The organism is Rahnella sp. RFA10(1/100) (assembly GCF_004195115.1).
GTDB classification, from domain to species: domain Bacteria; phylum Pseudomonadota; class Gammaproteobacteria; order Enterobacterales; family Enterobacteriaceae; genus Rahnella; species Rahnella perminowiae.
The window spans coordinates 411,918-436,181 of record NZ_SEWR01000001.1 but is presented as its reverse complement, the minus strand read 5'-3'; the positions used below and the strand labels follow the sequence as shown (position 1 = coordinate 436,181).

General features: G+C 52.9%; 21 protein-coding genes. 9 read left to right on the top strand and 12 right to left on the bottom strand.

Annotated elements, in window-relative coordinates; all coding sequences use genetic code 11:
• Positions 1-93 precede the first annotated feature (93 nt).
• Positions 94-1,389, top strand: a complete 1,296-nt coding sequence (locus ETV65_RS01840) for an NCS2 family permease (RefSeq protein ID WP_129951302.1) — start codon at positions 94-96, stop codon at positions 1,387-1,389.
• Between the two features lie 129 nt (positions 1,390-1,518).
• Here ETV65_RS01840 and ydfG read toward each other — a convergent pair whose 3' ends face one another.
• From ydfG to ETV65_RS01805, 7 genes are all read right to left on the bottom strand, one after another.
• Entirely contained in the window at positions 1,519-2,268 is a 750-nt protein-coding gene (ydfG, locus tag ETV65_RS01835) for a bifunctional NADP-dependent 3-hydroxy acid dehydrogenase/3-hydroxypropionate dehydrogenase YdfG (protein ID WP_129951301.1), read from the bottom strand.
• 126 nt (positions 2,269-2,394) lie between these two features.
• Positions 2,395-3,450, bottom strand: a complete 1,056-nt coding sequence (locus tag ETV65_RS01830; RefSeq protein ID WP_129952113.1) for an aldo/keto reductase — start codon at positions 3,448-3,450, stop codon at positions 2,395-2,397.
• A 25-nt stretch (positions 3,451-3,475) separates the two neighbouring features.
• Positions 3,476-4,570, bottom strand: a complete 1,095-nt coding sequence (gene ugpC / locus ETV65_RS01825; RefSeq protein WP_129951300.1) for a sn-glycerol-3-phosphate ABC transporter ATP-binding protein UgpC — start codon at positions 4,568-4,570, stop codon at positions 3,476-3,478.
• Positions 4,571-5,524, bottom strand: coding sequence for a carbohydrate kinase family protein (locus tag ETV65_RS01820; protein ID WP_129951299.1), 954 nt, complete (start codon positions 5,522-5,524; stop codon positions 4,571-4,573).
• 26 nt (positions 5,525-5,550) lie between these two features.
• Positions 5,551-6,390 carry a carbohydrate ABC transporter permease gene (locus ETV65_RS01815; protein ID WP_129951298.1) on the bottom strand — a complete coding sequence of 280 codons (840 nt, stop codon included), beginning with the start codon at positions 6,388-6,390 and terminating at the stop codon, positions 5,551-5,553.
• Positions 6,387-7,289, bottom strand: a complete 903-nt coding sequence (locus ETV65_RS01810; protein ID WP_129951297.1) for a sugar ABC transporter permease — start codon at positions 7,287-7,289, stop codon at positions 6,387-6,389. The genes ETV65_RS01815 and ETV65_RS01810 overlap by 4 nt, the downstream gene beginning before the upstream one ends.
• Before the next feature lie 63 nt (positions 7,290-7,352).
• Positions 7,353-8,603 (bottom strand): extracellular solute-binding protein, encoded by a 1,251-nt coding sequence (locus ETV65_RS01805; protein ID WP_129951296.1) that lies wholly within the window; start codon positions 8,601-8,603, stop codon positions 7,353-7,355.
• 419 nt (positions 8,604-9,022) lie between these two features.
• Between ETV65_RS01805 and ETV65_RS01800 the strand changes: the two genes are divergently transcribed.
• The 7 genes from ETV65_RS01800 to ETV65_RS01770 all read left to right on the top strand — a co-directional run bounded on the left by ETV65_RS01800 (position 9,023) and on the right by ETV65_RS01770 (position 17,954).
• A complete protein-coding gene (locus tag ETV65_RS01800; protein WP_205951560.1) occupies positions 9,023-10,195 on the top strand; it encodes an ROK family transcriptional regulator in 1,173 nt (390 codons plus the stop codon).
• A gap of 139 nt (positions 10,196-10,334) precedes the next feature.
• Positions 10,335-11,687: a guanine deaminase gene (gene guaD / locus ETV65_RS01795; RefSeq protein WP_129951294.1), complete on the top strand. Its 1,353-nt coding sequence runs from the start codon at positions 10,335-10,337 to the stop codon at positions 11,685-11,687.
• Entirely contained in the window at positions 11,684-12,322 is a 639-nt protein-coding gene (locus ETV65_RS01790) for a TetR family transcriptional regulator C-terminal domain-containing protein (protein WP_129951293.1), read from the top strand. The genes guaD and ETV65_RS01790 overlap by 4 nt, the downstream gene beginning before the upstream one ends.
• Positions 12,319-13,722: a xanthine dehydrogenase small subunit gene (gene xdhA, locus ETV65_RS01785; protein ID WP_129951292.1), complete on the top strand. Its 1,404-nt coding sequence runs from the start codon at positions 12,319-12,321 to the stop codon at positions 13,720-13,722. The genes ETV65_RS01790 and xdhA overlap by 4 nt, the downstream gene beginning before the upstream one ends.
• On the top strand, positions 13,715-16,114 hold the full coding sequence (xdhB, locus tag ETV65_RS01780; RefSeq protein ID WP_129951291.1) for a xanthine dehydrogenase molybdopterin binding subunit: 2,400 nt from the start codon (positions 13,715-13,717) through the stop codon (positions 16,112-16,114). The genes xdhA and xdhB overlap by 8 nt, the downstream gene beginning before the upstream one ends.
• A gap of 11 nt (positions 16,115-16,125) precedes the next feature.
• Positions 16,126-16,914, top strand: a complete 789-nt coding sequence (xdhC, locus tag ETV65_RS01775) for a xanthine dehydrogenase accessory protein XdhC (RefSeq protein WP_129951290.1) — start codon at positions 16,126-16,128, stop codon at positions 16,912-16,914.
• A gap of 368 nt (positions 16,915-17,282) precedes the next feature.
• Positions 17,283-17,954: an oligogalacturonate-specific porin KdgM family protein gene (locus tag ETV65_RS01770; protein ID WP_129951289.1), complete on the top strand. Its 672-nt coding sequence runs from the start codon at positions 17,283-17,285 to the stop codon at positions 17,952-17,954.
• Positions 17,955-18,140: 186 nt separating this feature from the next.
• Here ETV65_RS01770 and ETV65_RS01765 read toward each other — a convergent pair whose 3' ends face one another.
• Positions 18,141-18,749, bottom strand: a complete 609-nt coding sequence (locus ETV65_RS01765) for a hypothetical protein (protein ID WP_129951288.1) — start codon at positions 18,747-18,749, stop codon at positions 18,141-18,143.
• Positions 18,750-19,013: 264 nt separating this feature from the next.
• Between ETV65_RS01765 and ETV65_RS01760 the strand changes: the two genes are divergently transcribed.
• Positions 19,014-19,709 carry a GntR family transcriptional regulator gene (locus ETV65_RS01760; protein ID WP_129951287.1) on the top strand — a complete coding sequence of 232 codons (696 nt, stop codon included), beginning with the start codon at positions 19,014-19,016 and terminating at the stop codon, positions 19,707-19,709.
• A 48-nt stretch (positions 19,710-19,757) separates the two neighbouring features.
• Here ETV65_RS01760 and fetB read toward each other — a convergent pair whose 3' ends face one another.
• The 4 genes from fetB to manA form a co-directional block, all read right to left on the bottom strand.
• Positions 19,758-20,531, bottom strand: coding sequence for an iron export ABC transporter permease subunit FetB (fetB, locus tag ETV65_RS01755; RefSeq protein WP_129951286.1), 774 nt, complete (start codon positions 20,529-20,531; stop codon positions 19,758-19,760).
• Entirely contained in the window at positions 20,518-21,189 is a 672-nt protein-coding gene (gene fetA, locus ETV65_RS01750) for an iron ABC transporter ATP-binding protein FetA (RefSeq protein WP_129951285.1), read from the bottom strand. Before fetA ends, fetB begins: the two co-directional genes overlap by 14 nt.
• 64 nt (positions 21,190-21,253) lie before the next feature.
• Positions 21,254-22,795 (bottom strand): YdgA family protein, encoded by a 1,542-nt coding sequence (locus ETV65_RS01745; RefSeq protein ID WP_129951284.1) that lies wholly within the window; start codon positions 22,793-22,795, stop codon positions 21,254-21,256.
• Between the two features lie 134 nt (positions 22,796-22,929).
• Complete coding sequence (manA, locus tag ETV65_RS01740) at positions 22,930-24,111, bottom strand: mannose-6-phosphate isomerase (protein WP_129951283.1); 1,182 nt, start codon at positions 24,109-24,111, stop codon at positions 22,930-22,932.
• Between the last annotated feature and the right edge of the window lie 153 nt (positions 24,112-24,264).

The following is a 24,264-nucleotide window of genomic DNA, read 5'->3' as shown; positions in this document are numbered from 1 at the left end:
GCGCGTGCGTGTTTTGAAAAACAACACTAATAACAAGCGTGCATTTTTGATCACCAGACTGAAAGTGATCACGCGACCAAGAGATTCTTTCTCATGTTAGAAAAACTATTTAAGTTAAAAGCTCACCGTACTAACGTGCGGACTGAGATTGTGGCCGGACTGACGACATTTTTAGCAATGGCCTATATTCTGTTTGTTAACCCGTCTATTTTGGGCGCGACGGGGATGGATAAAGGCTCGGTTTTCGTGGCAACTTGTCTTGCTGCCGCAATCGGTTCCGCACTGATGGGCTTTATTGCCAACTACCCGATCGCACTGGCACCGGGCATGGGGTTAAACGCCTTTTTCACCTACACCGTGGTTCTGCATATGGGTTACACCTGGCAGATCGCGCTGGGTGCTGTTTTCCTTTCAGCCTGTATTTTCTTCGCATTATCGATTTTTAAAATCCGCGAATGGATTATCCGCAGTATTCCGCTGCCTCTGCGCTCGGCCATTGCGGCGGGTATCGGTCTATTCCTCGCGCTGATTGCGCTGGAAAACGCCGGTATCGTGATCGCTAACCCGGCAACACTGGTGGGTCTGGGCGATCTGACCAAGCCGGGTCCGTTGTTTGCGATGCTGGGCTTCATTCTGATTGTGGTGCTGGAAGCCCGTAAAATCACCGGCGCGGTGTTGATCGGCGTGCTGGCCGTGACCGTTCTGGCCATTGTGCTCGGCTACTCACCGTTCGGCGGCGTGATGTCGATGCCACCTTCGATTGCGCCAACCTTCATGCAACTGGACATCAAAGGCGCGTTTAACGTTTCTCTGATAAGCGTGGTGTTTGCCTTCCTGTTCGTGGATGTGTTCGACAACTCCGGCACCCTGATTGGCGTGACCAAACGTGCCGGTCTGGCCGACGAAGATGGCAACATCCCTAAAATGGGCCGTGCACTGGTGGCGGACAGCGCGGCTGCATTGTTCGGTTCACTGCTCGGAACTTCAACGACCACCAGTTACATCGAATCAGCGGCAGGCGTAAGCGCAGGCGGCCGTACCGGTCTGACGGCGATTGTTGTCGCAATCCTGTTCCTGCTGAGCCTGTTCTTCGCTCCGCTGGCAGGTAGCGTTCCGGCCTTTGCAACGGCTCCGGCTCTGCTGTTCATCGCGGTGCTGATGACGTCCGGCCTGGCTGAAATTGACTGGAAAGACATCACTGTGGCAGCGCCGGTTACCGTGACTGCGCTGACCATGCCGTTCACGTATTCCATCGCCAACGGCATCGCGTTTGGCTTCATCACCTGGACGCTGGCAAAACTGCTGACCGGCCGTGCACGTGAACTGAACGCAGCGCTTATCGTCTTGTCGATTCTGTTCGTGATTAAACTGGGCTGGCTGAGCGCGTAATCGTTACGTCAGTCATCAGCATAAAAGGGGGCGCGGGCAGTATAGCCGCGCCTTTTTTGCAGGCACTGATAACGTGCAGATAATAAAAAAAGCAGCCGGAGCTGCTTTTTTGTCAATCAGCAAGCAATATCACTCTTCGCGATGTACCTGTAAACCCGCGAGAGACTGGCTGACCGGCATCATTTCGATGCTGTTGATGTTGACGTGCGCCGGCAGGGTGGATGCCCAGAATACGGATTCGGCCACATCGGCTGCGGTCAGCGGATTCGTATTGTCGTAGGTTTTACTGACTTTCTCATCGTCACCTTTAAAGCGTACGTTGGAGAATTCAGTCCCGCCGCACAGGCCCGGTTCGATGTTAGTGACGCGAACATGAGTGCCGTGCAGGTCGGTGCGCAGGTTCAGACTGAACTGACGGACAAACGCTTTGGTTGCGCCATACACATTGCCACCCGCATAAGGCCAGTTGCCTGCGGTGGAACCAATATTAATCACATGACCGGTGTTGCGTTCCACCATGCCCGGCAGCACGGCGCGGGTCATGTACACCAAGCCTTTGGTGTTGGTGTCGATCATTTTGTCCCAGTCTTCCAGCGAGGCTTTATCCGCTTTTTCCAGACCGAGAGCCAGACCGGCGTTGTTAACCAGAACATCAATGTTACGCCAGTCAGCAGGCAGGCTGGCGATAGCCTCTTCAATAGAAGCACGGTTAGTCACGTCCAGTTCAACCGCGTACAACGCATCTCCCAGTTCGGCTTTCAGGTCATCCAGACGCTCTTTACGGCGGCCGGTGGCAATCACTTTATGACCTTCTTTAACAAACTTACGTGCGATTTCAGCACCAAATCCGGCAGTTGCGCCGGTAACAAAAATAATCATCCCGGTATTCCTCTGTTTTAAAGCAAGGTGTGCACGAGGCCCACTAAAGAAACTCTTTAAGTATTAACACAAAAATAACGAGACCGGCAGAGTTAACCGGTCTCAGTGCGTATCATTTTATTGCAGTTACTTCTTCAGATAGGGCGCGATCAGCGATAAATCCGCCGCAGACAAGCGATCCGGTGCGGTCTGCGCCTGATGCCAGTAAGGATACAACAAAGGCAACTGGCTGACTTTATTAAGTCTTTCAATTTCTTCGTTATTGAGGGTTAAACCGGCGGCGAGCAGGTTATCCTGTAACTGTGCGTCGTTGCGCGCGCCGACAATGACCGATGTTACCTGCGGACGGGCAATCAGCCACGCCAGCGCAATTTGCGCCGCAGAAACGCCACGTGCTTCGGCGATATCTACCAGCACATCGACTATGTCATACAGAGCACTTTCGTCACGCACCGGCGGTTCACCCCAGTCGGCCAGATGGCGTGTACCTTCGGGTGCTGCCTGATTACGGCGATATTTACCGGAAAGCAGGCCGCCTGCCAGCGGACTCCAGACCAGTACGCCCAGCCCCTGATCCTGCGCGGCGGGCAGCAACTCATATTCAGCTTCACGTGCCTGCAGGGTGTAATGGATTTGCTGACTGACCGGACGGATGAAGTGATTAGCGTCCGCTACACCCAGCGTTTTCATCACGTGCCAGGCAGAGAAATTGGAGACACCGACATAACGCACTTTGCCGCTGCTGACCAGATCATCGAGCGCCCGCAGCGTTTCTTCCAGCGGTGTCAGGCCGTCCCATTCATGCAACTGGTACAGATCAAGGTAATCTGTATTCAGCCGCTTCAGGCTGGCTTCACAGGCGCGCAGAATATGATGACGTGACGAACCCCGGTCGTTCGGGCCTTCGCCCATCGGGAAGCGGGCTTTACTGGCAACCAGTACGTCGTGACGTTTACTGCCCAGCGCTTTACCGAGAATAACTTCCGATTCACCGCCTGAATAGACATCGGCGGTATCGAACAGGTTAACCCCTGCATCAAGACATAATCCTATCTGGCGCTTTGCGGCCTCAACGTCAGTTTGCCCGGTTTTGGCAAATTTGCCCTGACCACCAAATGTCATGGTGCCGAGACTGAGTACTGAAACTTTCAGGCCAGACCGGCCTAACAGACGGTATTCCATCATTTATCTCCCTCGAGAGTCATTTTTACCTCAAATCTTCCACCAGCCGTTCACCCGTTTGCGCGTCAAACAGATGGATCGCCTCGCAGTTAGCATCCAGATACAGCGGCTGACCGGCACTGACTCGGGCGCGTCCGGCGAACTGAACGTGCAGCGGGAAACCGTTCCAGTCGATGTGCAGCAGGCTGCTTTCTCCGGTCACTTCCAGCAATCGTAATGTGGCGGCGGGTTGAGCGTTGTGCGCTACCGGTTTTAAATCATGCGGACGCACACCGAGCGTGACAGGTTCTCCCTCAGAATGCCGCGCCTGCAATGCCCACTTCTCCGGTAGTGCGAACCACAACTGATTACAGTTCACACCGGGCTGACCGTCAACATGGCAGAAGACACCGCTGAGCAGGTTCATGGGCGGTGAGCCGATAAACCGCGCCACAAAGGTGTTTACCGGTTTGTCGTAAATCGACAGAGGGTCGCCTTGTTGCACGATAAAACCGTCTTTCATTACCACGATATTATCGGCCAGTGTCATGGCTTCAACCTGATCATGCGTCACGTAAACGGTAGTGGTGCGGAACTGCTGATGCAAAGACTTGATTTCGGCGCGCAGTTCCATGCGCAACTGTGCGTCGAGGTTGGACAGGGGTTCGTCAAACAAAAATACTTTTGGATTACGCACCAGCGCGCGACCCATTGCCACACGCTGACGCTGCCCGCCGGACAAATCTTTCGGCAGCCGTTTCAGTAAGTGATCAATACCCAGCACTTTTGCGGCCTGTTGTACTTTGGCCTGCTGCTCGGCTTTAGGCACTTTCTTCACCTGCATGTGGAACGCCATATTCTCGGCCACGGTCAGATGCGGATACAGCGCGTAACTCTGAAATACCATCGCGATATCGCGATCGGCGGGGTCGAAATTGTTGATCTGCTTTTTATCGAGCAGAATATCGCCATCAGACAGGGATTCCAGACCGGCCAGCAGGCGCAGTAAGGTAGATTTTCCGCAGCCCGAGGGGCCGACCAGCACGGTGAAACTGCCGTCAGGGATGGTCAGATCCAGCGGTTTCAGCACCTGTACTTTGCCATAATGTTTGGCGACTTTTACCAGTTCTACCAGAGCCATTTAGATTTTCTCCACAAGGCCAAAAAGCGATTGCCAGTCAGGATAACGGCGCGGGGAACTGCTGATGGCACAACCGGCAACGCGAACTCCCCATTGCAGCGCCGTGGCAGGCGGCAGGCCATAAATCAGCGCGGATAAAAATCCGGCATTAAAACTGTCTCCGGCACCAATGGTATCGACCACCCCGACCGGTTCAGCATGCTGATGCAGCGTCAGGCTGTTTGCCCACAAACGTGCGCCATCCGGTCCGCATTTCGCCACGCAAAAAGCGTTGTCCGCCATCTGTTCCAGTAACGTCAGCGCGGCGACATCCAGCGTGACGGCATCCGCCAGCCCGAGGGTTTCCACTTCATTGAGCAACAGTGCATCGCAGAACGGCAGCCATTGTGCTGCCTGTTCGCGCAATGCATCGCTCCAGTCTTCCGGCGGCCAGCCACTGTCGACGGCCACCTGGTAACCACGCTGTTTCAGTTGTGCCAGCAGTTGCGGATAGTCAGCATACAGCGCGGTACACAGCCAGGTACCGCACAGTAATACCCAGTCTCCGTCCTGAGCCGTTTCTGGGATTTGCCCCAGAACGTCCTGCATGGACAGGCGCACGATATGCCCCTGATTACTGAAGAATGTTCTTTCGTGATCAGGATGCGTCACGCCAAAGGTCAGTGAGGTTTCGCAGTCACAGGTTGGCCAGCGCGATGCGCTTTCCGGAAACATACCCGCCAGCCAGCCGCTGAACTGGTCATTGCCCTGATTCGCCACCAGCCGGAAAGGAGAACCGAGCGCAGAGAGCGCCAGCGCGCAGTTTCCCGCTGAACCGCCCGGGCGCAATGAACTGCTTTCGAGCATCGCCTCCGTGCCTTTTTTCGGCCATTCATGCAGCGTACTCATGATCAAATCGACGTTAATATTGCCCGTGACATACAGCGTGGCGCGGGTCTGAGGTTTGGTTGTCATTAATGAGAATTCCCTGGTGTTCATATTCAGCCTTTGCTGCCGCCGGCGGTTAACCCGCTGACCATGGTTTTTTGCAGCCAGAGCGCAATAAAGAGCGGCGGAATGGCCGCAAGGATCCCGACTGCGGCAATCAGACCGTCGTCGGTGGCGCGCCCGGCGGTGAATCCGGCGATGGTCACCGGTAACGTCTGGGCATCGATATTATTGGTAAACAGCAGGGCGTAGAAAAATTCATCCCAGGCCAGCAGCCAGCCAAACATGGCCGAGGCACCCAGCGCCGGTTTGGCCAGCGGCAAGGTGATACGCAGCAACACCTGCCAGTAACGCAACCCGTCAAGGCGCGATGCCTGTTCGATATCCACCGGCAGCGCGTCAAACTGATTTTTCAACATCCAGGTAAGGAACGGCAGGATCATTGAGCAATACACCAGAATCAGCCCGACATGGGTGTTCAGCAGTGTCAGCTGTTGCAGGATGAAATACAGCGGCAACACAAATGCTACCGGCGGCACCATGTAGATCGCCAGGCTGCCAAACAGCCAGCCGTCGCGCCCAGGATAACGGGAGAAACTGTACGCCGCCGGTATCGCCAGTAACAACGACACCAGCGTGGCGCCACAGGCGACCAGCACACTGTTGCCGAGCGCATGCAGGAACAGTACGCCGGGCGTCCCGGCCTGTAAGGTCAGCAGACGGCTATAACGGCTGAAATCCCAGTGACGAGGCAACCACTCCAGCGGAATACGGGTCAGATCTTCCGCTGAGCTGACGCTCATCAGGAACATCCACAGCAGCGGGGCAAGGATCGAGACGGCCAGAACCAGCGCCGCGAAGTAGCGTAAAACGAGCCGGATTTTCTGTTTCATTCACTGCTCCCTGAACGGCGCTGGCGCACTAACATCACCATGTAAATCATGATCAGCAGGGCGCAGATCAGCGTCATCAGAATGGCGTACGCGGCACCGCTGCCGGCACGCAAATAGCTGAAGGATTCCTGATAAACAAAGAAGCTGACGGTTTTGGTACTGTCGAGCGGTCCGCCACGGGTCATGACATAAATGATATCGAAGATTTTAAAGGCATCGATGGTACGCAGCACAAGCGCCACCGCCAGAGGGGCGGCAATCGCCGGCAGGGTGATTTTCCGAAAACGACGGAAAGCCGAAGCGCCGTCGAGCCGGGCGGCTTCGAATAAATCTTCCGGGATGGTTTGTAATGCCGCCAGCACCAGCAGAGTGATCAGCGGATAGTTTTTCCAGATGTCTGCAAACATCACGGCATTGATCGCCGAAGCCGGGTCTCCGAGCCAGCTGCGATAGGCATCAATCAGCCCGAGCTGAGAAAGCAGGGCGTTGATGCTGCCATAATCCGGGTTAAAGTTCAGCCGCCACATAGTGGCGTTGACGATAGTCGGTAATGCCCACGGTAAAATCACCAGCACGCGCAGGGCGCTGCGTCCCCAAAAGGGCTGGTTCAGTAACAGGGCCACCAGCACGCCGATGATGCCTTCAATAACCACCGAGACAACAGTGAAGTAGAGCGTCCGCCAGAGTGCGGCGCGAAAATCCGGATCCGTCAGTGCATAGATGAAATTCTCGCTGCCGACCCAGTTGGGGGCAGAACCATCGCCGATTAATCCGGCATCCGTAAAGCTGAGCCAGAATGTACGGGCGAGCGGCCAGGCGGTCAGTAAGAACATCATCAGCAGCATAGGGGCAAGCAGCAGCCAGGCCTGACGTTTCTCGCGTTGGGGTAAAGTCAGCATTCGGTTTTCCCACGCCCGCCGGGACGAAACCCGGCGGGCTTAATCATAGTGTTGGCGAAAAACTTACCGTAAACGATCGGCGGCTTTGGTTGCGGCTTCCATACCGTCCTGTGCCGGGGTTTTACCCTGCAATACCGCCTGAATATTTTGCTGCAATATATTGGATAAACGGGAGTAATCGGCGGTGACCGGGCGTGACAGCATGACATTAAGCGAGGTTTTCGCCGCTGCAATCAGCTGCTCCTGATCTTTCTGCACCGCCGGATCTTCATAAGAGGATTTCCAGATCGGCAGGCTGAGTTTGGCGTATTTGTTCTGTACCGGTTGCGACGTCATATAACTGATGTATTCCCACGCCTGATCCGGATGTGCGCTGGCTTTGGCAATGCCCAGTCCCATCGACCCGTTAACGCCGGATGCGCCGCCCGCGATTTCTCCCGGCGCCGGAATGACGCCCACGTCACCCGCGACTTTGCTTTGTTTCGGGTCATTGGCCATGTTGTACATGTAGGTCCAGTTCAGGGCGAAAGCCGCGTCGCCGTTGGAGAACGATTTACGCACATCTTCTTCCAGATACTCGCGTGAATTCGGGTTAGTCAGCCCTTTATCCAGCGTCTCTTTCATGTAATTGATGGCTTTCATTGCGCCGGAATTGGTGAAGTTCAGCTTGCCGTCTTTGTAGAAATCCCCTTTGAATGCGGACACCAGCGTGGTGTAGTCGCACAGCAGTGCCTCGGATTGTGACCAGCTCCAGACCAGCGGGTATTTCACGATGCCTTTTTCTTTGAGAATTTCAGATTGTTTTTCAACGTCAGCCCAGGTAGCCGGCGGGGTGGTGATCCCGGCTTTGGCCAGCATAGCTTTGTTGTAATACAGATATTTGGTGTCGAGGATCCACGGCATACCCCAGCGTTTGTCTTTGTAGGTCACGGTGGAAATTGCACCGTCAAAGATCTTGTTACTTTCTTCAGCCGGAATGCGCGCCGAGACATCCTGCAACAGGCCGTATTTGTTAAATTCAGCCGGCCAGATCGCATCGAACAGCACCACGTCATAGCCTTTATCACCGGCACCGCGTGCGGCAACGATTTTATCGTGCAGCGCTTCGTACGGCACAAATTCCAGATTCACTTTGATATCCGGATGCTGCTTTGTGAAATCAGCGGTCATTGCGCGGATATCCGCTTCACTGTAGGCCGCCTGAGTCATAAACAGGGCACTGAGCGTGGTTTCTGCCAGCGCGCTGACGGAATATCCCAGGGTGAGGGCAGAGAGGGCGCACAGGGTGGCCGCAGGGGTAAATCGTAAGCTCATCGTCATTCTCCAAAACAGGGTGAAGTTTATTAAATCAATTTGATTGCTTTAATCGGCTAAAAAAAATGGGAAGGCATAACTCTGCCAGTCCCTGCGTCCCTGCCGGATTTACCCTTCATACTTCGGGCTGCTGATGCGTTGGCTGCGCTCCATCACCCGAATCACTGACTTATGTCAGTTCATCGGGATTCACTCGCTTGCCGCCTTCCTGCAACCCGAATTATCTTGGGTATAAAACGTGTGCTACACGGATGATTCAAATCTCAATAGTGACTGGCGATTATTATTAACATGCCAATAACATTCAAAGCTGTGATGCCACCGTCATATTCATCTTCTGTAATTTATAAAATCAATTTGATTGCTGTATTCACTGGCCACATACTGCCCGCAAGGTCTTCACCGTGGAGAGGGATGTGATAACAACTTCTGGCACCAATCTTGAGCACGCCCGTGCTCACAATCGTCGGGTAGTGATCGAAGCCATTCGCCTTAACGGTGAACTGACCCGGGCTGAAATCGCCCGGCTGACGTCGCTCACTCCCCAAACCGTCTCCAACATTGCCACCGAGCTCGAACAGGCGGGAATTCTCTCTTCCCACCTGCCGCGCCGCGCGGGAGGGCGTGGTCAGCCAGCAACGCCACTGACACTCAATCCTGACAGCGCCTATTCAATAGGCATCCATCTTGATCATCAGTCGCTGCTGACTGTGCTGGTGGATCTGACCGGAACCGTTCGTTTTCGCAAACTGATCCATGTGCAGAAACCGCAGCCAGAGCCCACGCTGGCTCTTATCGATCAGGTGCTGCAAGAAATGCGCCAACAGGTGAAAATTGACTGGCGAAAAATGTTAGGAATGGGCGTGGTGATGCCGGGTCCGTTTGGTGTGGAAGGGATTTCCTCACAAGGGCCGACCACGTTGCATGGCTGGGATGATGTTGATATTGAAGCGCGTTTAAGTGCCGCGACCGGCTGGCCGGTGACGCTGGAAAACGATGCGACAGTGGCCGCAATCGGCGAGCGTTTTCACGGTATTGCCAAGCAATTATCGTCGTTTGTGTATCTCTATATTGGTACCGGACTGGGTGCAGGCATTTTCACCGACGGGCGGATTTACACCGGTCATGCACACAATGCGGGCGAAGTCGGCCACATTGTGGTGCAACCAGGCGGTCGCGAATGCTATTGCGGTAACAAAGGGTGTCTGGAGCGCTATGTTTCGTTACAGGCGGCCTACGAAGCCTGTGGCCTGGATCCGATGACCGCCATGCCAGAGGACCTGCTGAACGTCGGTGAGAAGGTGTTTGATAAATGGCTGGATACCGCCATCGAACCCGCGTTGCAGGCCATCAATATTATGGAATGTGTTTTTGACGCGCAGAGCGTCATTATCGGCGGAACCATGCCGAAACCGCTGGTAGAAAAGCTAATTAAGCGCCTGACACCGCTGTATAATTCAGTGCGCAGCCGCTATGCGCAAAGTGCGCGCATTCGTCTCGGCATGTCCGGCAGCGACACACCTGCGCTGGGTGCCGCCGCGCTGCCGATATTTGACGAATTCAATCCGCAATATGAAGTGCTTTTGAAGTAACGATATTCAGGTACCTTGACTGGGTTTCTGACCATCCGGTCTGACTCATTAATCTGACCAGATGGTCAGGTTTGGCATGAGATTTGCAAAAGTTCTGTTATCAATTGTGAACGAGAACGTTGCAGATAAGGTAAATGCCATGAGTCAGATCATCACCCGCGCCGTACGCGGAAATTTCTTCGATATTCGTGAGCCGGTATTACAACCGGAAGAGTGTGAAGCGCAGGTGCGTTATATCGAAGACGGCCTGATGTTGCTCAGCGGTGGCACCATCGTCTGGCTGGGAAGCTGGCAGGAAGGTGAAGGCAAGCTGGCGCTGGCACGCAAAACTGCCGTTCTGGACATTGATGATTATCGCGATAAGCTGATCGTCCCGGGCTTTATCGACACCCATATTCACTATCCGCAAACTGAAATGATCGGCGCGTACGGCGAACAGTTGCTTGAATGGCTGACACGCTACACCTTTCCGACCGAACAACAATATCACTGTGCGGATTACGCCAGGCGCATGTCAAAATTCTTCATCAGCCAGTTGTTGCTTAACGGCACCACCACCGCACTGGTGTTCGGCACCGTCCATCCGCAATCCGTCGACGCCTTGTTTAAAGAAGCGTCCGACATCAATATGCGGCTGGTGGCCGGCAAAGTGATGATGGATAAAAATGCGCCCGCCGGCCTGCTGGAAACCCCTGAAGAAAGTGAACGGGATACGCGTGGACTGATTGCGCGCTGGCATAACCGCCAGCGCCTGAGCTATGCCCTTACACCGCGTTTTGCACCAACGTCTTCACCGGAACTGCTGCAAAGAGTGCGGCTGTTGAAGCAGGAATTCCCCGATGTGTATATGCATACCCATCTGAGCGAAAACGTCGCCGAACTGTCATGGGTGAAAGAAATGCATCCTGATCATCAGCATTATCTTGACGTTTACCACCAGTACGGGCTGACCGGCGAACGTTGCGTGTTTGCGCACTGTCTGCATCTGGATGACAGCGAATGGGATTGCCTGCACGATACAGATTCAACCATTGCTTTTTGCCCGACGTCTAATCTGTTTCTGGGCAGTGGTCTGTTTAACTTACAGAAATCCTGGCAGAAACAAATCCGCGTCGGCATGGGTACGGACGTCGGTGCGGGTACCACATTCAATATGCTGGAAACCCTGTCGGAAGCTTACAAAGTCGGACAGCTTCAGCGCTACCGTTTGTCTGCATTCGAAGCCTTCTATCACGCCACCCTCGGCGGGGCACGGGCACTGCATCTCGACGATAAAATTGGCAACTTTAATACCGGTAAAGAAGCGGATTTTGTGGTGCTCGAACCGGGTGTCAGTGCGTTGCAAAAATTACGTGCCGCCAACAGTGAAACGCTGGCTGAAAAGTTGTTTGTGCTGATGACGCTGGGAGATGACCGCAATGTGTATTGCACCTACGTTGACGGCGAACCGGTTTATGTACGGGATGCTCAGCAGGAGGTACTTTCAGCATGATGAACAGTGATACCGGCGGCAAAGTCCGTCTCGCACGTGAGCGTACGCTGGAGAATATCCATGCGGCGGCCATTGCAGAATTCAGCGAAAAAGGTTTTCAGGGTGCCACCACGCAGGCGATCGCGCAGCGTGCGGGGATCAAAAAAGCCCAGTTGCACTATTACATCGCAGGCAAAGAGGAACTTTACGAAGAACTCTTGCAGAAAGTGCTGAAAGCCTGGGGCGACATTATTCAGTTCGACCCGTCACTCAGCGAGCCGGAAGCCGTGCTAAGCCGCTATATCCGCAATAAGCTGAATTTCTCGTTTGACCAGCCTGAACTGTCGCGCATTTTTACCAGTGAAGTGCTTGGCGGTGGTCATTATTTACATAAATACTGGCCTCAGGCTTCGCAGAATATTCTTGGCAAAGAGAACCTGATCCATCAGTGGATTGTGCAGGGAAAAATCCGCGCACTGGATGCCCGTCTGTTCATCATGCATATCTGGGCGCTGACGCAGTATTACGCCGACTTTGCCGTGCAGGTGAAGCATATGTACGGTGATTTCCAGGGTGATATACAGGCGCGTGAGCACATTATTGATGAGGTAACGACCCTGATACTGAACGGCTGTAAGAAAGGAGACTGCGCATGATCCAATTTCTGATGAACGGCAGGATCCACACGGAAAATCTGCCAGCCGACACGACAGTATTACACTATCTGCGGCGTGACGCGGGGCGTTGTGGAACCAAAGAAGGTTGTGCCTCCGGGGACTGCGGTGCCTGTACGGTGGTGCTGGCAGAAAAGCAGGACGATCAGCTGGTCTACCGCACGGTTAACGCCTGCCTGACATTTATGCCTGCGCTGCATGGCAAGCAACTGATCACCGTGGAAGATCTCAGACATCATGGCGCGCTGCATCATGTGCAACAGGCGATGGTTGATAATCACGCCTCGCAATGCGGTTTCTGCACACCGGGTTTCGTGATGTCGCTTTTTGCGATGGAGAAAAACAAACCCGCTTTTACGGTTGAAGGTGTGCAGGAAACGCTTTCCGGCAATCTTTGCCGCTGCACCGGTTACCGGCCCATCATGGCGGCGGCAAAGGCAATCTGCGAATCGCCTCAGCCCGATCAGTTTGATGCTGATGCCCGGCAAACGCTGGATAAACTCGCGGCGATTTCGGCGACTGAACAGCCGGTGAGTATTGATGAACTGGCCGAACGTTATCTTGCCCAACCGGATTCCCGTCTGGTCGCGGGCGGTACCGATCTGGCGCTGGAAGTGACTCAGCGTTATCAGCAGATACCGAAGCTGATTTCGCTCGCGCATATCCCTGAGCTCAAAGCGATTACGCTGACCGGTCAGGCTATTCATATTGGCGCGGCGGCACCGCTCAGTGAATGCCAACGGGTTTTACAGCGTGAGTACCCGCAATTTGGCGAACTGCTTGAGCGGTTTGCCTCGCAACAAATTCGGAATCAGGGCACGTTTGGCGGCAATATCGCCAATGCATCGCCCATCGGTGACGGCGGCCCGGTATTGCTGGCGCTGGGGGCGTCATTGCTGCTGCGTCGTGGCACTGAACGGCAGGAATTACCCCTCGACCAGTTCTTCCTCGGTTACCGTAAAACGGCGTTGCAGCCAGGCGAATTTATCGAACAAATCCGCATTCCCCGCAACACGCCGGTGGCAGGCCAGTTACGGGTTTATAAAGTGTCGAAACGGCTGGAAGACGATATTTCTGCGGTCTGCGCGGCGTTGCATATTGACGTGCAAAACGGCGTAGTGGTGCATGCCCGTGTAGCGTTCGGTGGCATGGCGGAAGTGGCGAAACGGGCCAGTGGCTGTGAAGCGCAGTTACTCGGACAGCCGTGGCAGACGGCAACCATCGAGCGGGCCTGCCAGGCGCTGGAACGGGATTTCACACCAATCAGTGATTTCCGTGCCAGCCGCGAATATCGCATGCAGGTGGCGAAAAATCTGCTGCGCCGCTGCCATATTGAAATGACTTCTCCTGAAACACTGATGCGGGTAACTCATTATGTCTGAATCCAAACCATCACTTTCTCAGGTTGAGATGGAAATGTTGTTCCGCACCGGGTTGCAGAGCGGGGTGGGCAAAAGTCAGAAACACGAAAGCGCGGATAAACACGTCAGCGGTGAAGCCGTTTATGTTGATGACCGGCTGGAGTTCCCCAATCAGTTGCATCTGGTACCGCTGCTCAGCCCGCATGCGCACGCCAGTATTTTACATATCGATACCGAACCTTGTTACACCGTACCGGGCGTGGTGCGGGTCATGACTGCCGCAGATGTGCCCGGTAACCTTGATATTGCGCCCCTGACCCATGGCGATCCGCTGATGGCGCAGGGCTGCGTGGAGTATGTCGGCCAGATCGTGCTGGTCGTCGCCGCAACTTCTGCCCAGGCCGCCCGTGCTGCTGTAGCGCTGGCAAAAGTGGAGTATCAGCAGCGTGAGGCCATACTGACGGTGAAGCAGGCGCTGGCACAGGCACATTACGTAGAGGAACCTCACCAACATAAACGTGGCGATGCGGAAATGGCGCTGGCCTGTGCGCCGCACCGTTTACAGGGCGAGCTGGAAATTGGCGGTCAGGAGCATTTTTATCTCGAAACGCAGATCGCCTCAGTGATGCCCGGCGAAGACGGCGCGATGCTGGTATACAGCTCGACGCAACACCCGACTGAAGTGCAAAAACTGGTGGCCTCAGTGCTGGATTTACCGATGCATAAAGTCGTGGTCGATATGCGGCGCATGGGTGGCGGTTTTGGAGGTAAAGAGACACAGGCAGCGGGCGCGGCCTGCCTTGCCGCTCTGGCGGCGCATCTTACCGGACGTCCGGCAAAAATGCGGTTGTCACGTCAGGACGATATGTTGATCACCGGCAAGCGTCATCCTTTTCATGTCAGCTATGACGTGGGTTTTACTGATGACGGGGTTATTCACGGTATCGACATTAAACTGGCGGCCAACTGCGGGTATTCGCTGGATCTCTCCGGTTCGATTGTCGATCGCGCCATGTTTCATTCTGATAACGCGTATTACCTTGGCGACGCGCTGATCACCGGTTATCGCTGCAGAACCCATATGGCATCAAACACGGCCTATCGCGGATTTGGCGGTCCGCAGGGCATTGTGGCGATTGAGCATATCGTTGATCACATCGCCCGTGAACTGGGGATGGATCCGCTGAAGGTGCGTAAAAATAATTACTACGGTCAGGAAAACCGCAACATCACGCATTATCACCAGCCTGTCGGGCAAAACCTGCTGCAGGAGATGACACAACAGCTGGAAGACAGTGCGGAATATACAGCAAGACGTGACGCTGTCACTAAATTTAACCGCAGCAATCCTTATCTGAAAAAAGGCCTGGCGCTGACGCCGGTGAAATTCGGTATTTCATTTACTGCCAGTTTTCTCAATCAGGCGGGCGCACTGGTGCTGGTGTATACCGACGGCAGTATTCAGCTCAACCACGGCGGCACCGAAATGGGACAAGGGCTGAACACTAAGGTCGCGCAGGTAGTTGCTGAGGTATTTCAGGTGGATATCAGCCGTATTCAGATCACCGCGACCGATACCGGCAAGGTGCCTAATACCTCACCGACTGCGGCTTCATCCGGCGCTGATCTCAACGGTAAGGCCGCGCAAAACGCGGCGGAAATCATTAAAGGGCGCATGGTGGAGATGCTGATGCGTGTCCATGATGTGCAGGACACTGACATTATCTTCAGCAACGGTCAGGTGCGGGTTAAAAATCAGTATTTCAGCTTTGAGCAGGTCGCGACACAGTGCTGGCTGAATCAGGTGCCGCTGTCGGCTACCGGTTATTACAAAACACCGAAAATATTCTACGATCGCAGCAAAGCCGCCGGACATCCGTTCTACTACTTTTCCTACGGCGCGGCCTGCGCGGAAGTGCTGGTCGATACCTTAACCGGTGAATATAAACTGTTGCGGGCTGATATTCTGCATGATGTGGGCGACTCGCTGAACCCGGCAATTGATATCGGTCAGGTGGAAGGGGGATTTGTGCAGGGTATGGGCTGGCTGACCACGGAAGAACTGGTGTGGAACGACAAAGGGCGCTTAATGACCAGTGGTCCGGCGGCATACAAAATTCCGGCGATTGGCGACATTCCGCAGGATCTGCGCGTGAAACTGGTAGAGAACCGCAAGAATCCCGAAGATACCGTTTTCCATTCCAAAGCGGTGGGCGAACCGCCGTTTATGCTTGGGATCTCCGTCTGGTGTGCGATTAAAGATGCGGTTGCCAGCCTGGCTGATTACCGGGTGCATCCCCAGCTTGATGCCCCTGCCACGCCGGAGAGAGTGCTTAACGCGGTGAATCACTTGCATTTTAACGGTGACGTTGTCACAGATATCGCTACCACCACCCTAAAAGTTGCCGGCTGAAGGAGGTTCTTATGCGTACTGATGACTGGGTAACCTGTTTACATGATCTGCAAAGTCGCGGGGAGCCGTGTGTGGTGGCGACCCTGGTAGAGAATCAGGGCTCCACGCCGCGTGATGCCGGAAGTAAAATGCTGATCACCGCCAGCCGGCAATTTTATACGCTGGGGGGCGGTAACCTTGAGTTTCAGGTCACGGCCATTGCCCGTGAAATGCTGCAACAGGGCGCCAGTACCAGTCGCTTTGAGCGATTTTCATTAGGAGCACGTCTCGGACAATGCTGCGGAGGTATGGCTTCTGTGTTACTCGAACCGCTCGGGCAACGGCAACCGCATGTGGTGGTTTACGGTGCAGGCCACGTCGGGCGCGCACTGGTGAATATCCTCAGCACGTTACCTTGCCGTATTACCTGGGTGGATGCGCGCGCCAGTGAGTTTCCGCCACAGGTGGACCCGCAAATTACCTGCATCGTGGACGACGAACCGCAGGGTACGGTGGCGCAGATGCCCGCTGACAGTTATTTTCTGGTGCTCACGCACGATCACCAACTGGATTTCGCCCTGAGCGAACGCATTCTGAAACGGGGGGATTTTCGCTATTTCGGGCTGATTGGTTCACAGACCAAGCGTAAACGCTTTGATTACCGCTTAACCGGTAAAGGGATTTCTGACCAACAACTGTCGAGAATGCGTTGCCCGGTGGGGTTGCCTGATGTACGCGGCAAACTCCCGGCCGAAATTGCCGTGGCGATTGCCGGAGAGTTTATCGCGGCATATAGCGCACATTGTCAGGCTGGCAAATGAGTGGGTGAAGTTTCCGTCTCTGCCGGACCAGACACCAGAAAAGCGCGATCCGGCGATTGTGTTTCAGAACTACGCATTGCAGCTATCTGTTCATGCCTGTCATTGTTATTTAATTGCCTTGATTATAATGACAAAAAAAATCATTAATTGGCAGCCAGATGAAGAACCCCCTTTCATATTTCACATTTTAAATATATTTATAACTGCCTGAGTTTATTTCTAAAACCCCGCTTAATTTAATACATGTGATGAATATTCAACTTTATCAAAAAACAATTTTAAAATATTGAAACGCCATTTCATTAAGAATAAATTCATGTTCAGCCTTTGATTCCTTTTGCAGTTAATTATTTAAAAACGGGTTTAACATGAAAAAATACCTTTTACTCTCATTCTCTCTGGCCGTTACCAATGCGCATGCAGTCTATATGGATGTACGTCATGAATATCTTGATGACAGTAAAGCCAACTATGATCGTGTCTATATCTCTAACCGGTTTAGTAATGGTTTTGGTTTTGCTGTTGAAGCCATTTCAAAATCCGGTGGAGATGACACTAACAAAGCGTTTAACGATCTTGAAGTGCAGGGCAACGAATATACCGTTAATTACCAGTTCAGCAAGGGGCCTGTTGCCTGGCAGCCAGGATTCGTACTGGAAACTGGCAGTGGCTATTCCACCTACAAACCCTATTTACGTACGACCTGGACGATTAATGATGCATGGTGGCTGGGTGCACGTTATCGGTTTGAGTACACGCGGCGCTCTTCCGACTCCCGTGAAGACGATACGGTAAATCGTATGGATGTCTGGGCGGGATATAAATGGAATAACTTTGACTGGACGCTTGAAGGTATTTATAAAAAAGCCGATAAATATGACCTTTATAATAACAGCAAGTACAACTATGAATACAATTTCAGAACCGCTTATATTATCGGTGCATGGTCACCTTTTGTAGAAGTGGGTAATGTTTCAGTTCGCAGTAACAGTGATGAACGGCAAAGTCGTTTTCGTGTTGGCCTGGGCTATACGTTTTAATTATGAGGTCTGCATTGGTATTGTTTAAATAAACCTTGCGAAAGCGCTGAGATATTCGAAAAAAGCAGCGCTCATTGTTCAACGCTGGCCACTCAATACTGCATCAGTAATACATATCACCCTCATTATCTGTCTTTCATCAGCCTGGAAAAAAGCCTGCTGCACCCACTTGCAGCAGGCCGGATTTTACAGGGTTTTCAGGGGCTCACTGCGCTGCCAGAAGGCCAGGGCAGAACCCAGACACAACAGATATCCCATCAGTTCAGTGCCTTCTTCGACAATATTTTTCACTGTCCGCACATATTCGCCCTGCATTACCGTTCTCCAGATTATGTTCATTCCAAACACCCGCGAGAACACCAGGATCAGTACCAGACCACAAACCATATAGTGACAGGCCGGATGAGCCAGAAAAGCCGACAATCCGCGCAGGCTGGTTTTGGGTGAGATGCAGGCCCAGGCGATACAATAGACGGCGAACAGGCTGGCAAAATACACCCATGATCCATAGTGAATAAGATCAAAGAGCGCATCCAGCTCACGGATCAGCATGCAACTGAAAAATCCGCCAATCAGGATCATGCCCGCGCGCAATGCCGGATGTTTTTTGGCCTGTAAGAAAAACAATGCACTGATGGTCAGAAGGATCACTTCCTGCAGGAATTCAGTGGCGGATATTTCCTGCACCCCGTCGTTAAAGACGGCCACGTCCAGCCAGATCACCAGCGCGGTACAAACGGCTCCCAGTGCTAATAAGATAAAATTGATTAAGTGTTTCAAAAGTATGTGTTTCATTATCGTCCTGTGTTCACCAGGTTGACGTACGTACTTACCGGTTCTGAACATTTGTCTGTGTAGTGTGAGAGTTTTTAAGGATACGCAAGCCCATAACAGGGAGATTGTGAATGTGTGCGGGAATGATAATTGCAATGAATGTTATGTGCTATTTGTTGAGATTTGTTACATGATTTAGAACTGAACGTCATTTACTAATGACGAACGTGGGCAGAGGGTGGTAGGTTGCACGGAAACAGCCAGAGAGAGGCCATTTAGCAATCCATGAGTAATCCAACTACAACCGCCAAGCAGCTGGAAGTTCAGCGCATTGTCGATGTTCTGTCTAAAGCCATCGCGCAGCAACGTCTGCGTCCCGGCACCCGTCTGGTGGAATCACAGCTTGTTGACGCGCTCGGCGCTAACCGTAACCACGTTCAGGTGGCGTTACAGCGTCTGGCGATGCAACGCATTGTGACCATTGAACCTAACCGTGGTGCCATGGTGTCGCAGCCGACCGCAAAAGAAGCGCGTGAAGTATTTATCGCCCGTCGTGCTATCGAACGGGCGATTGTTGAATGCATTGGCCCGGAAGTGATCCGCCGCCACCGTCACCGCATCAACAGCCATTTACGCGGCGAACGCGAAGCTGTGCAATCCGAAGACCGGCGCGCCATTGTGCGTGAGCTGAGTGAATTTCATCTCATGCTCGGGGAAGTGTCTGGCAACGATGTGCTGAGTGAAATTTTGTCCAATCTGATGGTGCGCAGCTCGCTGATCGTCGCGCTGTATCAGCGTAATGAAGTGCCGTCGTGTCAGTGTGATGAACATCATGCGATTATTGATGCGCTCGAAGCAGGTGATAATGCGCAGGCGGCAGTCATTATGCAGGAGCATCTGGATGATCTGGAAGGGGTGTTGGATCTGAGTGACGAGGCCGCCGGAGAGGTCAATCTGCGTCAGGTGCTGTCTGATTTATAAAACCTGAAAAAGTCTGCCCGCCGTTTTTTCAGCGGGCAGCGGCACAGGTTACGATGATCTCAAATCGCGTAGCTGCGCACGGTTATTGTAGAAACGTTTGTAGGCAAGATAGCCGGCAATGATCGTTGATAAACTCGCGGTCGCCAGCAGCATAAACGTCACCATAATCTGATATTTAATGGCTTTCACCGGGTCGATACCCGCAAAAATCAACCCTGACATCATGCCCGGCAGGCTGACTATTCCGACGGTTTTTGCCGCATCCACGGTCGGGATCATGGCGGCACGAATGCTGTCGCGAATAATCCGGCCGGAAGCCATTTTTACCGGTGCACCGAGGCTGAGCATCTCGAGGATTTTTTGCTGATTATCGAGAAAACGCTGGTTAAGGTTGCTGTAACACAGCCCGACTGCCACCATAGCATTTCCGGCAATCATCCCCGAAATCGGAATCACCTGCATAGGCAGGAATTCAATCGAACCGCTCAGGATCAGAATCGTTAATGTCAGCGCGGTACCTGTTGTAATGGCGATAAACGAAATGATGAATCCGTTATCAATATTGCGGCTGCGTTTTTTGGCATTCAGGGCCGCATTTACGCAGATAAACAGCACCATCAGTACGGTTAACAGGCTGTTATTAATATCAAAAATGTATTTTAACACGTAGCCGACGATGATCAGCTGTACGATAGCGCGGGCGACACTCCAGATAATGTCTTTTTCCAGCCCGAGTTTTTCTTTCTTGCTGACGAGCAGGGCGACGACAACCAGGATCAGCGCGAGAGCCAGAGACTGGTTGGTAATATTATGCTGATTCATGCGCCGCGCTTCCTGGTAAATGACGGGACAGGGTAATGACGTTTTTGGCGTGGCGGATTTCGTTGAGATCATGGCTTACCCACAATACGGCGATCTGCTCTTTCTCAACCAGCCCGGCAATAATGTCGTTGATATTGATTTTATTCTCTTCATCCAGCGCGCTGGTGATTTCATCCAGCAATAATATATCCGGCATAAATTGCAGATTGCGCAGCAACGCGACTCGTTGCTTTTCCCCCCCCGAAAGTTCCTGCGTGCGTTTGGTCAGCATATCTGCGGATAAGTTGACCCGTTGCAGCCAGCTGCGAAGCTGAGTGTCATCCGGCTTTTTATTGCGGATCTGATAAGGCAGGGCGAGGTTATCGTAAACCGTTTCGCCAAACAGCGACGGCGTCTGGAAGCAGTAGGACACGCGCTGGCGATACATTTCAGGTTTAATCTGCGTAACGTTTTCGCCTTTGAAATAAAGTTCTCCGCCGGTCGGATTTTGCAATGAGGCAATAATCTTCAGCAACGTACTTTTCCCGCTCCCCGAAGGACCGGTCAGTAAGGTAAATTCCCCCGGATTCAGGGTGAGGGAAACAGGTTCGAGCAGCGGTATATGGTTAAGCGTAAAAGAAACGTCTTGCAGACGAAGGAGATCGGTAGGAGTGGTCACGCCTGAAAAATCCTTAGGTAAGGAGGTTTTACTCCTCCCCTTAGCCGGAGAGGAGTAAAGAGGATTACTGAGCCGGTACCGGCGCTGGCGTCGGGGCTACCGGTGCTTCCTGTTCAGGGGTTGGTGCTGGCGCTGCCGGCCCGCCCAGGATCCCGAACAGACCTGCGAATTCCTGCAACGTCATTTTCTGGCCATTCAGGTCAACCTGATTGTCAGCGTAATGGAAGGTGCTGGAAATTGTGTCATCTTTCACCGTGGTCAGTTTGAACATCTGACCCATCGCGGCCAGACCCTGCACCTGCTGTTGCGCCAGTTTAGCGGCGTCGTCTGCATTGTAACCTTCCAGCTGAGCCACCTGTGTGGTCACCTGCGTCGCCATCGGCAGAGGAATTGTCAGTTTAGCATCTACCTTATTCACCATCTGAGATAACATCTGATCCTGAGCGGGTGCCGGGGTTGCGGCCGGATCTTTCAGATCCAGTTGGAGGTTGAAGCTGCTTTCGCCTTTGCTGTTTTTCCAGCTCAGCGGTGCAATGCTGATGCTCGGATTACCTTTGAGCAGCAGAGGCAGGTTAGCCAGCAGTAAATCGGCGGCCTGTTGCTGATAAACAGCCGGATCAATCTGGCCCTGTTGCATCAGAAGTGCGCGGGATTGCTGATTGTAGTTGTCTGCGAATTGTTTCATCGCAGCGCCATCCAGCTTGTCCAATTTCAGTGTCAGTTTGGCTGAACCGAAATCAGCCCCCTGAATTTTCAGTGCATCGATGGTGTAATCCTGCTGGCCGGCGATGTTATTGCCGTTTTCAGAGAATTTGCTCACCAGTTTGAAATTGTCGAGTGAACCCGCATCTTTGCCGTCAACATTCACCAGGATGTGTTTCACGGTCAGATTCTGATCACCTACACCGACCTGGAACTTACCTTGTTTCGTATCACTGTCCATGCTGAAACCGGCCAGGGTCACTTTTTCAAGCTGACCCCACTGATTTTTAGAGGTCAGGGCGACGCTGTCGGTGCTGGCGTCCAGTTTCATGGCCGTAAGATCTTTGTCCACATCAACATTAATTTTGCCACCGGAGAAGGCCAGCTGGCTTTCATCTTTCTGATAGGTTACCGGAATGATGTCAGCCGCCGAAGAACTCGCACCGCTGTAGGAAATACGGGTGTCAATCGTGACCAGAGACTTGCCTTTAGTCACATCAAACAGGCCTTTCACCGTTGGCGTGTTTTGCAGCTCTGAATGAACGGAAGCCATGCTTGGGATCAGGTTGAATTTTTTCAGCTGAGCGGCAGGGAAAGGGCCATGATCGATAGTTTCGATAAAGGCAATTTCGTCACCGGTTTTCAGTACGCTGGTGCCCGCAGTTGCGGCAGCAGGATCCGGTTGCAGCACAATACGCATCTTGCTGCTGAACAGACCGCGCTGGTAATCCTGATAGCTGACTTTCAGCCCGGCTTTTGGATAAGCACTTTGCAACTGGCCGTTGGCCGCCGCAATCTGTTCATCCATATGTTGTTCGATCAGTTTGCCTGTATACCACGAGACGCCTGTCCAGGCCGCGCCAAGGACTACAATGACGCTTACAGCGACTAACGACTTCTTCATATCTCTGTTTATCCTTATGAAATATCCCGAAAATAAAAAACGCCTTACGGCGTTATTAGTCTACAGAGTGTAGCTGAATCAGCAAATAAATCACCAAAATGGGGCGGTTAGCCCCATTTTGTTTGATCTACTGTTCATTTAGCGAGTGTATTGAACACACGTGCTATGCGGCCGTTACCGCTGACAGTTACCGGTGACTCTGTGGCTGACAGGAAACACGACTCACCCGGATTGAGCACCAGAGTTTGATTGTTCTTTAACAGAACACTCTGACCTTCAATACAAAAGATGATCGCGGCGCTGTCCTGCTCCAGTGTTTGTGGTTCAGCCGCCAGGCTATGGATCGAAAACGCGAAATCTTCGACCGGGATCGGGAAGTTGAGTTCCGCCCCCTTGACAACCGGCGTGGTCAGCAATTCCGACGCGGGTTTAGCGTTGAATTTCAGGTTCGCCAGCAGCTCAGGAATATCAATGTATTTCGGCGTCAGGCCGGCACGCAGAACATTATCTGAGTTTGCCATCACTTCCAGCGAGACCCCTTTCAGATAAGCATGCGGCGTTTCGGCATACAGGAACATGCCTTCCCCCGGTTGCAGGGTGATCACGTTGAGCAGCAGAGGGGAGAACAGGCCGCTGTCATCAGGATAAAATTCAGAAATGCTGCGGATGGTATCCCACGGCTCACCGTGTTGCTCATCCAGAACCGATTTCAGCACGTCCAGTGCCCGGGATTTATCTTCACCCTCCAGACTCAGCAGACCTGCGAACAAGGTGCGCAGGTGATCCACATCCGGAGACGTCAGGAAAGTCGCAATTAAGGGATGCGCACCGGCGACGGGTTGCAGGAGTGAAACCATTTCGCGTAACTCGCGGAAACCGTTCATGGCCTGGAAAGGCGTAAGGGCATAGACCAGTTCAGGTTTGTGGTTCGGATCTTTGTAATTACGTTCGGCCGCATCCAGCGGAATACCCGCCGCATTTTCTTTGGCGTAACCTATTTCGGCTGCACTCTTGCTCGGGTGAACCTGAATCGACAGAGGCTGATCAGCGCAAAGCACTTTAAACAGGAAAGGTAATTCGCCAAAGCGCCTGGCCACTTTTGCGCCCAACTGGGCAGTCAGATCGGCGGTGATTTGTTCGCGCAGGGAGACAGACTCACCGCGGGAATTCTCAACCTGAGAGCTACTTTTCGGATGCGCCCCCATCCACAGTTCAGCCATCGGACGGCCTTCTGAGTCTTTAATTCCATAGAGTTTGGTCAGCGCGTCTTTGCTGCCCCAGGCGTAATTTTGCACACCGTTATGCATCTTTTGCATTGCTTCATCCTGAATAGAAAATATTGCTGCCTAGTAAACAATGACGACGGGGGCTTTACAACTGCGAAGGCCCAAAAAGTGCGGCTGGCATGTATTTTCAGATTGGAGATCGAATCGAATTATACGCCTGCCTTATATGTCACTATAATCAAC

Coding starts and splice junctions, on each gene's coding strand:
- ydfG (WP_129951301.1), bottom strand. CDS start 2,268: ATGATTATTTTTGTTACCGGCGCAACTGCCGGATTTGGTGCTGAAATC.
- ETV65_RS01840 (WP_129951302.1), top strand. CDS start 94: ATGTTAGAAAAACTATTTAAGTTAAAAGCTCACCGTACTAACGTGCGG.
- ETV65_RS01820 (WP_129951299.1), bottom strand. CDS start 5,524: ATGACAACCAAACCTCAGACCCGCGCCACGCTGTATGTCACGGGCAAT.
- ETV65_RS01770 (WP_129951289.1), top strand. CDS start 17,283: ATGAAAAAATACCTTTTACTCTCATTCTCTCTGGCCGTTACCAATGCG.
- xdhB (WP_129951291.1), top strand. CDS start 13,715: ATGTCTGAATCCAAACCATCACTTTCTCAGGTTGAGATGGAAATGTTG.
- ETV65_RS01745 (WP_129951284.1), bottom strand. CDS start 22,795: ATGAAGAAGTCGTTAGTCGCTGTAAGCGTCATTGTAGTCCTTGGCGCG.
- manA (WP_129951283.1), bottom strand. CDS start 24,111: ATGCAAAAGATGCATAACGGTGTGCAAAATTACGCCTGGGGCAGCAAA.
- xdhA (WP_129951292.1), top strand. CDS start 12,319: ATGATCCAATTTCTGATGAACGGCAGGATCCACACGGAAAATCTGCCA.
- fetB (WP_129951286.1), bottom strand. CDS start 20,531: ATGAATCAGCATAATATTACCAACCAGTCTCTGGCTCTCGCGCTGATC.
- ugpC (WP_129951300.1), bottom strand. CDS start 4,570: ATGGCTCTGGTAGAACTGGTAAAAGTCGCCAAACATTATGGCAAAGTA.
- ETV65_RS01815 (WP_129951298.1), bottom strand. CDS start 6,390: ATGAAACAGAAAATCCGGCTCGTTTTACGCTACTTCGCGGCGCTGGTT.
- ETV65_RS01830 (WP_129952113.1), bottom strand. CDS start 3,450: ATGGAATACCGTCTGTTAGGCCGGTCTGGCCTGAAAGTTTCAGTACTC.
- ETV65_RS01760 (WP_129951287.1), top strand. CDS start 19,014: ATGAGTAATCCAACTACAACCGCCAAGCAGCTGGAAGTTCAGCGCATT.
- ETV65_RS01790 (WP_129951293.1), top strand. CDS start 11,684: ATGATGAACAGTGATACCGGCGGCAAAGTCCGTCTCGCACGTGAGCGT.
- guaD (WP_129951294.1), top strand. CDS start 10,335: ATGAGTCAGATCATCACCCGCGCCGTACGCGGAAATTTCTTCGATATT.
- ETV65_RS01805 (WP_129951296.1), bottom strand. CDS start 8,603: ATGAGCTTACGATTTACCCCTGCGGCCACCCTGTGCGCCCTCTCTGCC.
- ETV65_RS01810 (WP_129951297.1), bottom strand. CDS start 7,289: ATGCTGACTTTACCCCAACGCGAGAAACGTCAGGCCTGGCTGCTGCTT.
- ETV65_RS01765 (WP_129951288.1), bottom strand. CDS start 18,749: ATGAAACACATACTTTTGAAACACTTAATCAATTTTATCTTATTAGCA.
- xdhC (WP_129951290.1), top strand. CDS start 16,126: ATGCGTACTGATGACTGGGTAACCTGTTTACATGATCTGCAAAGTCGC.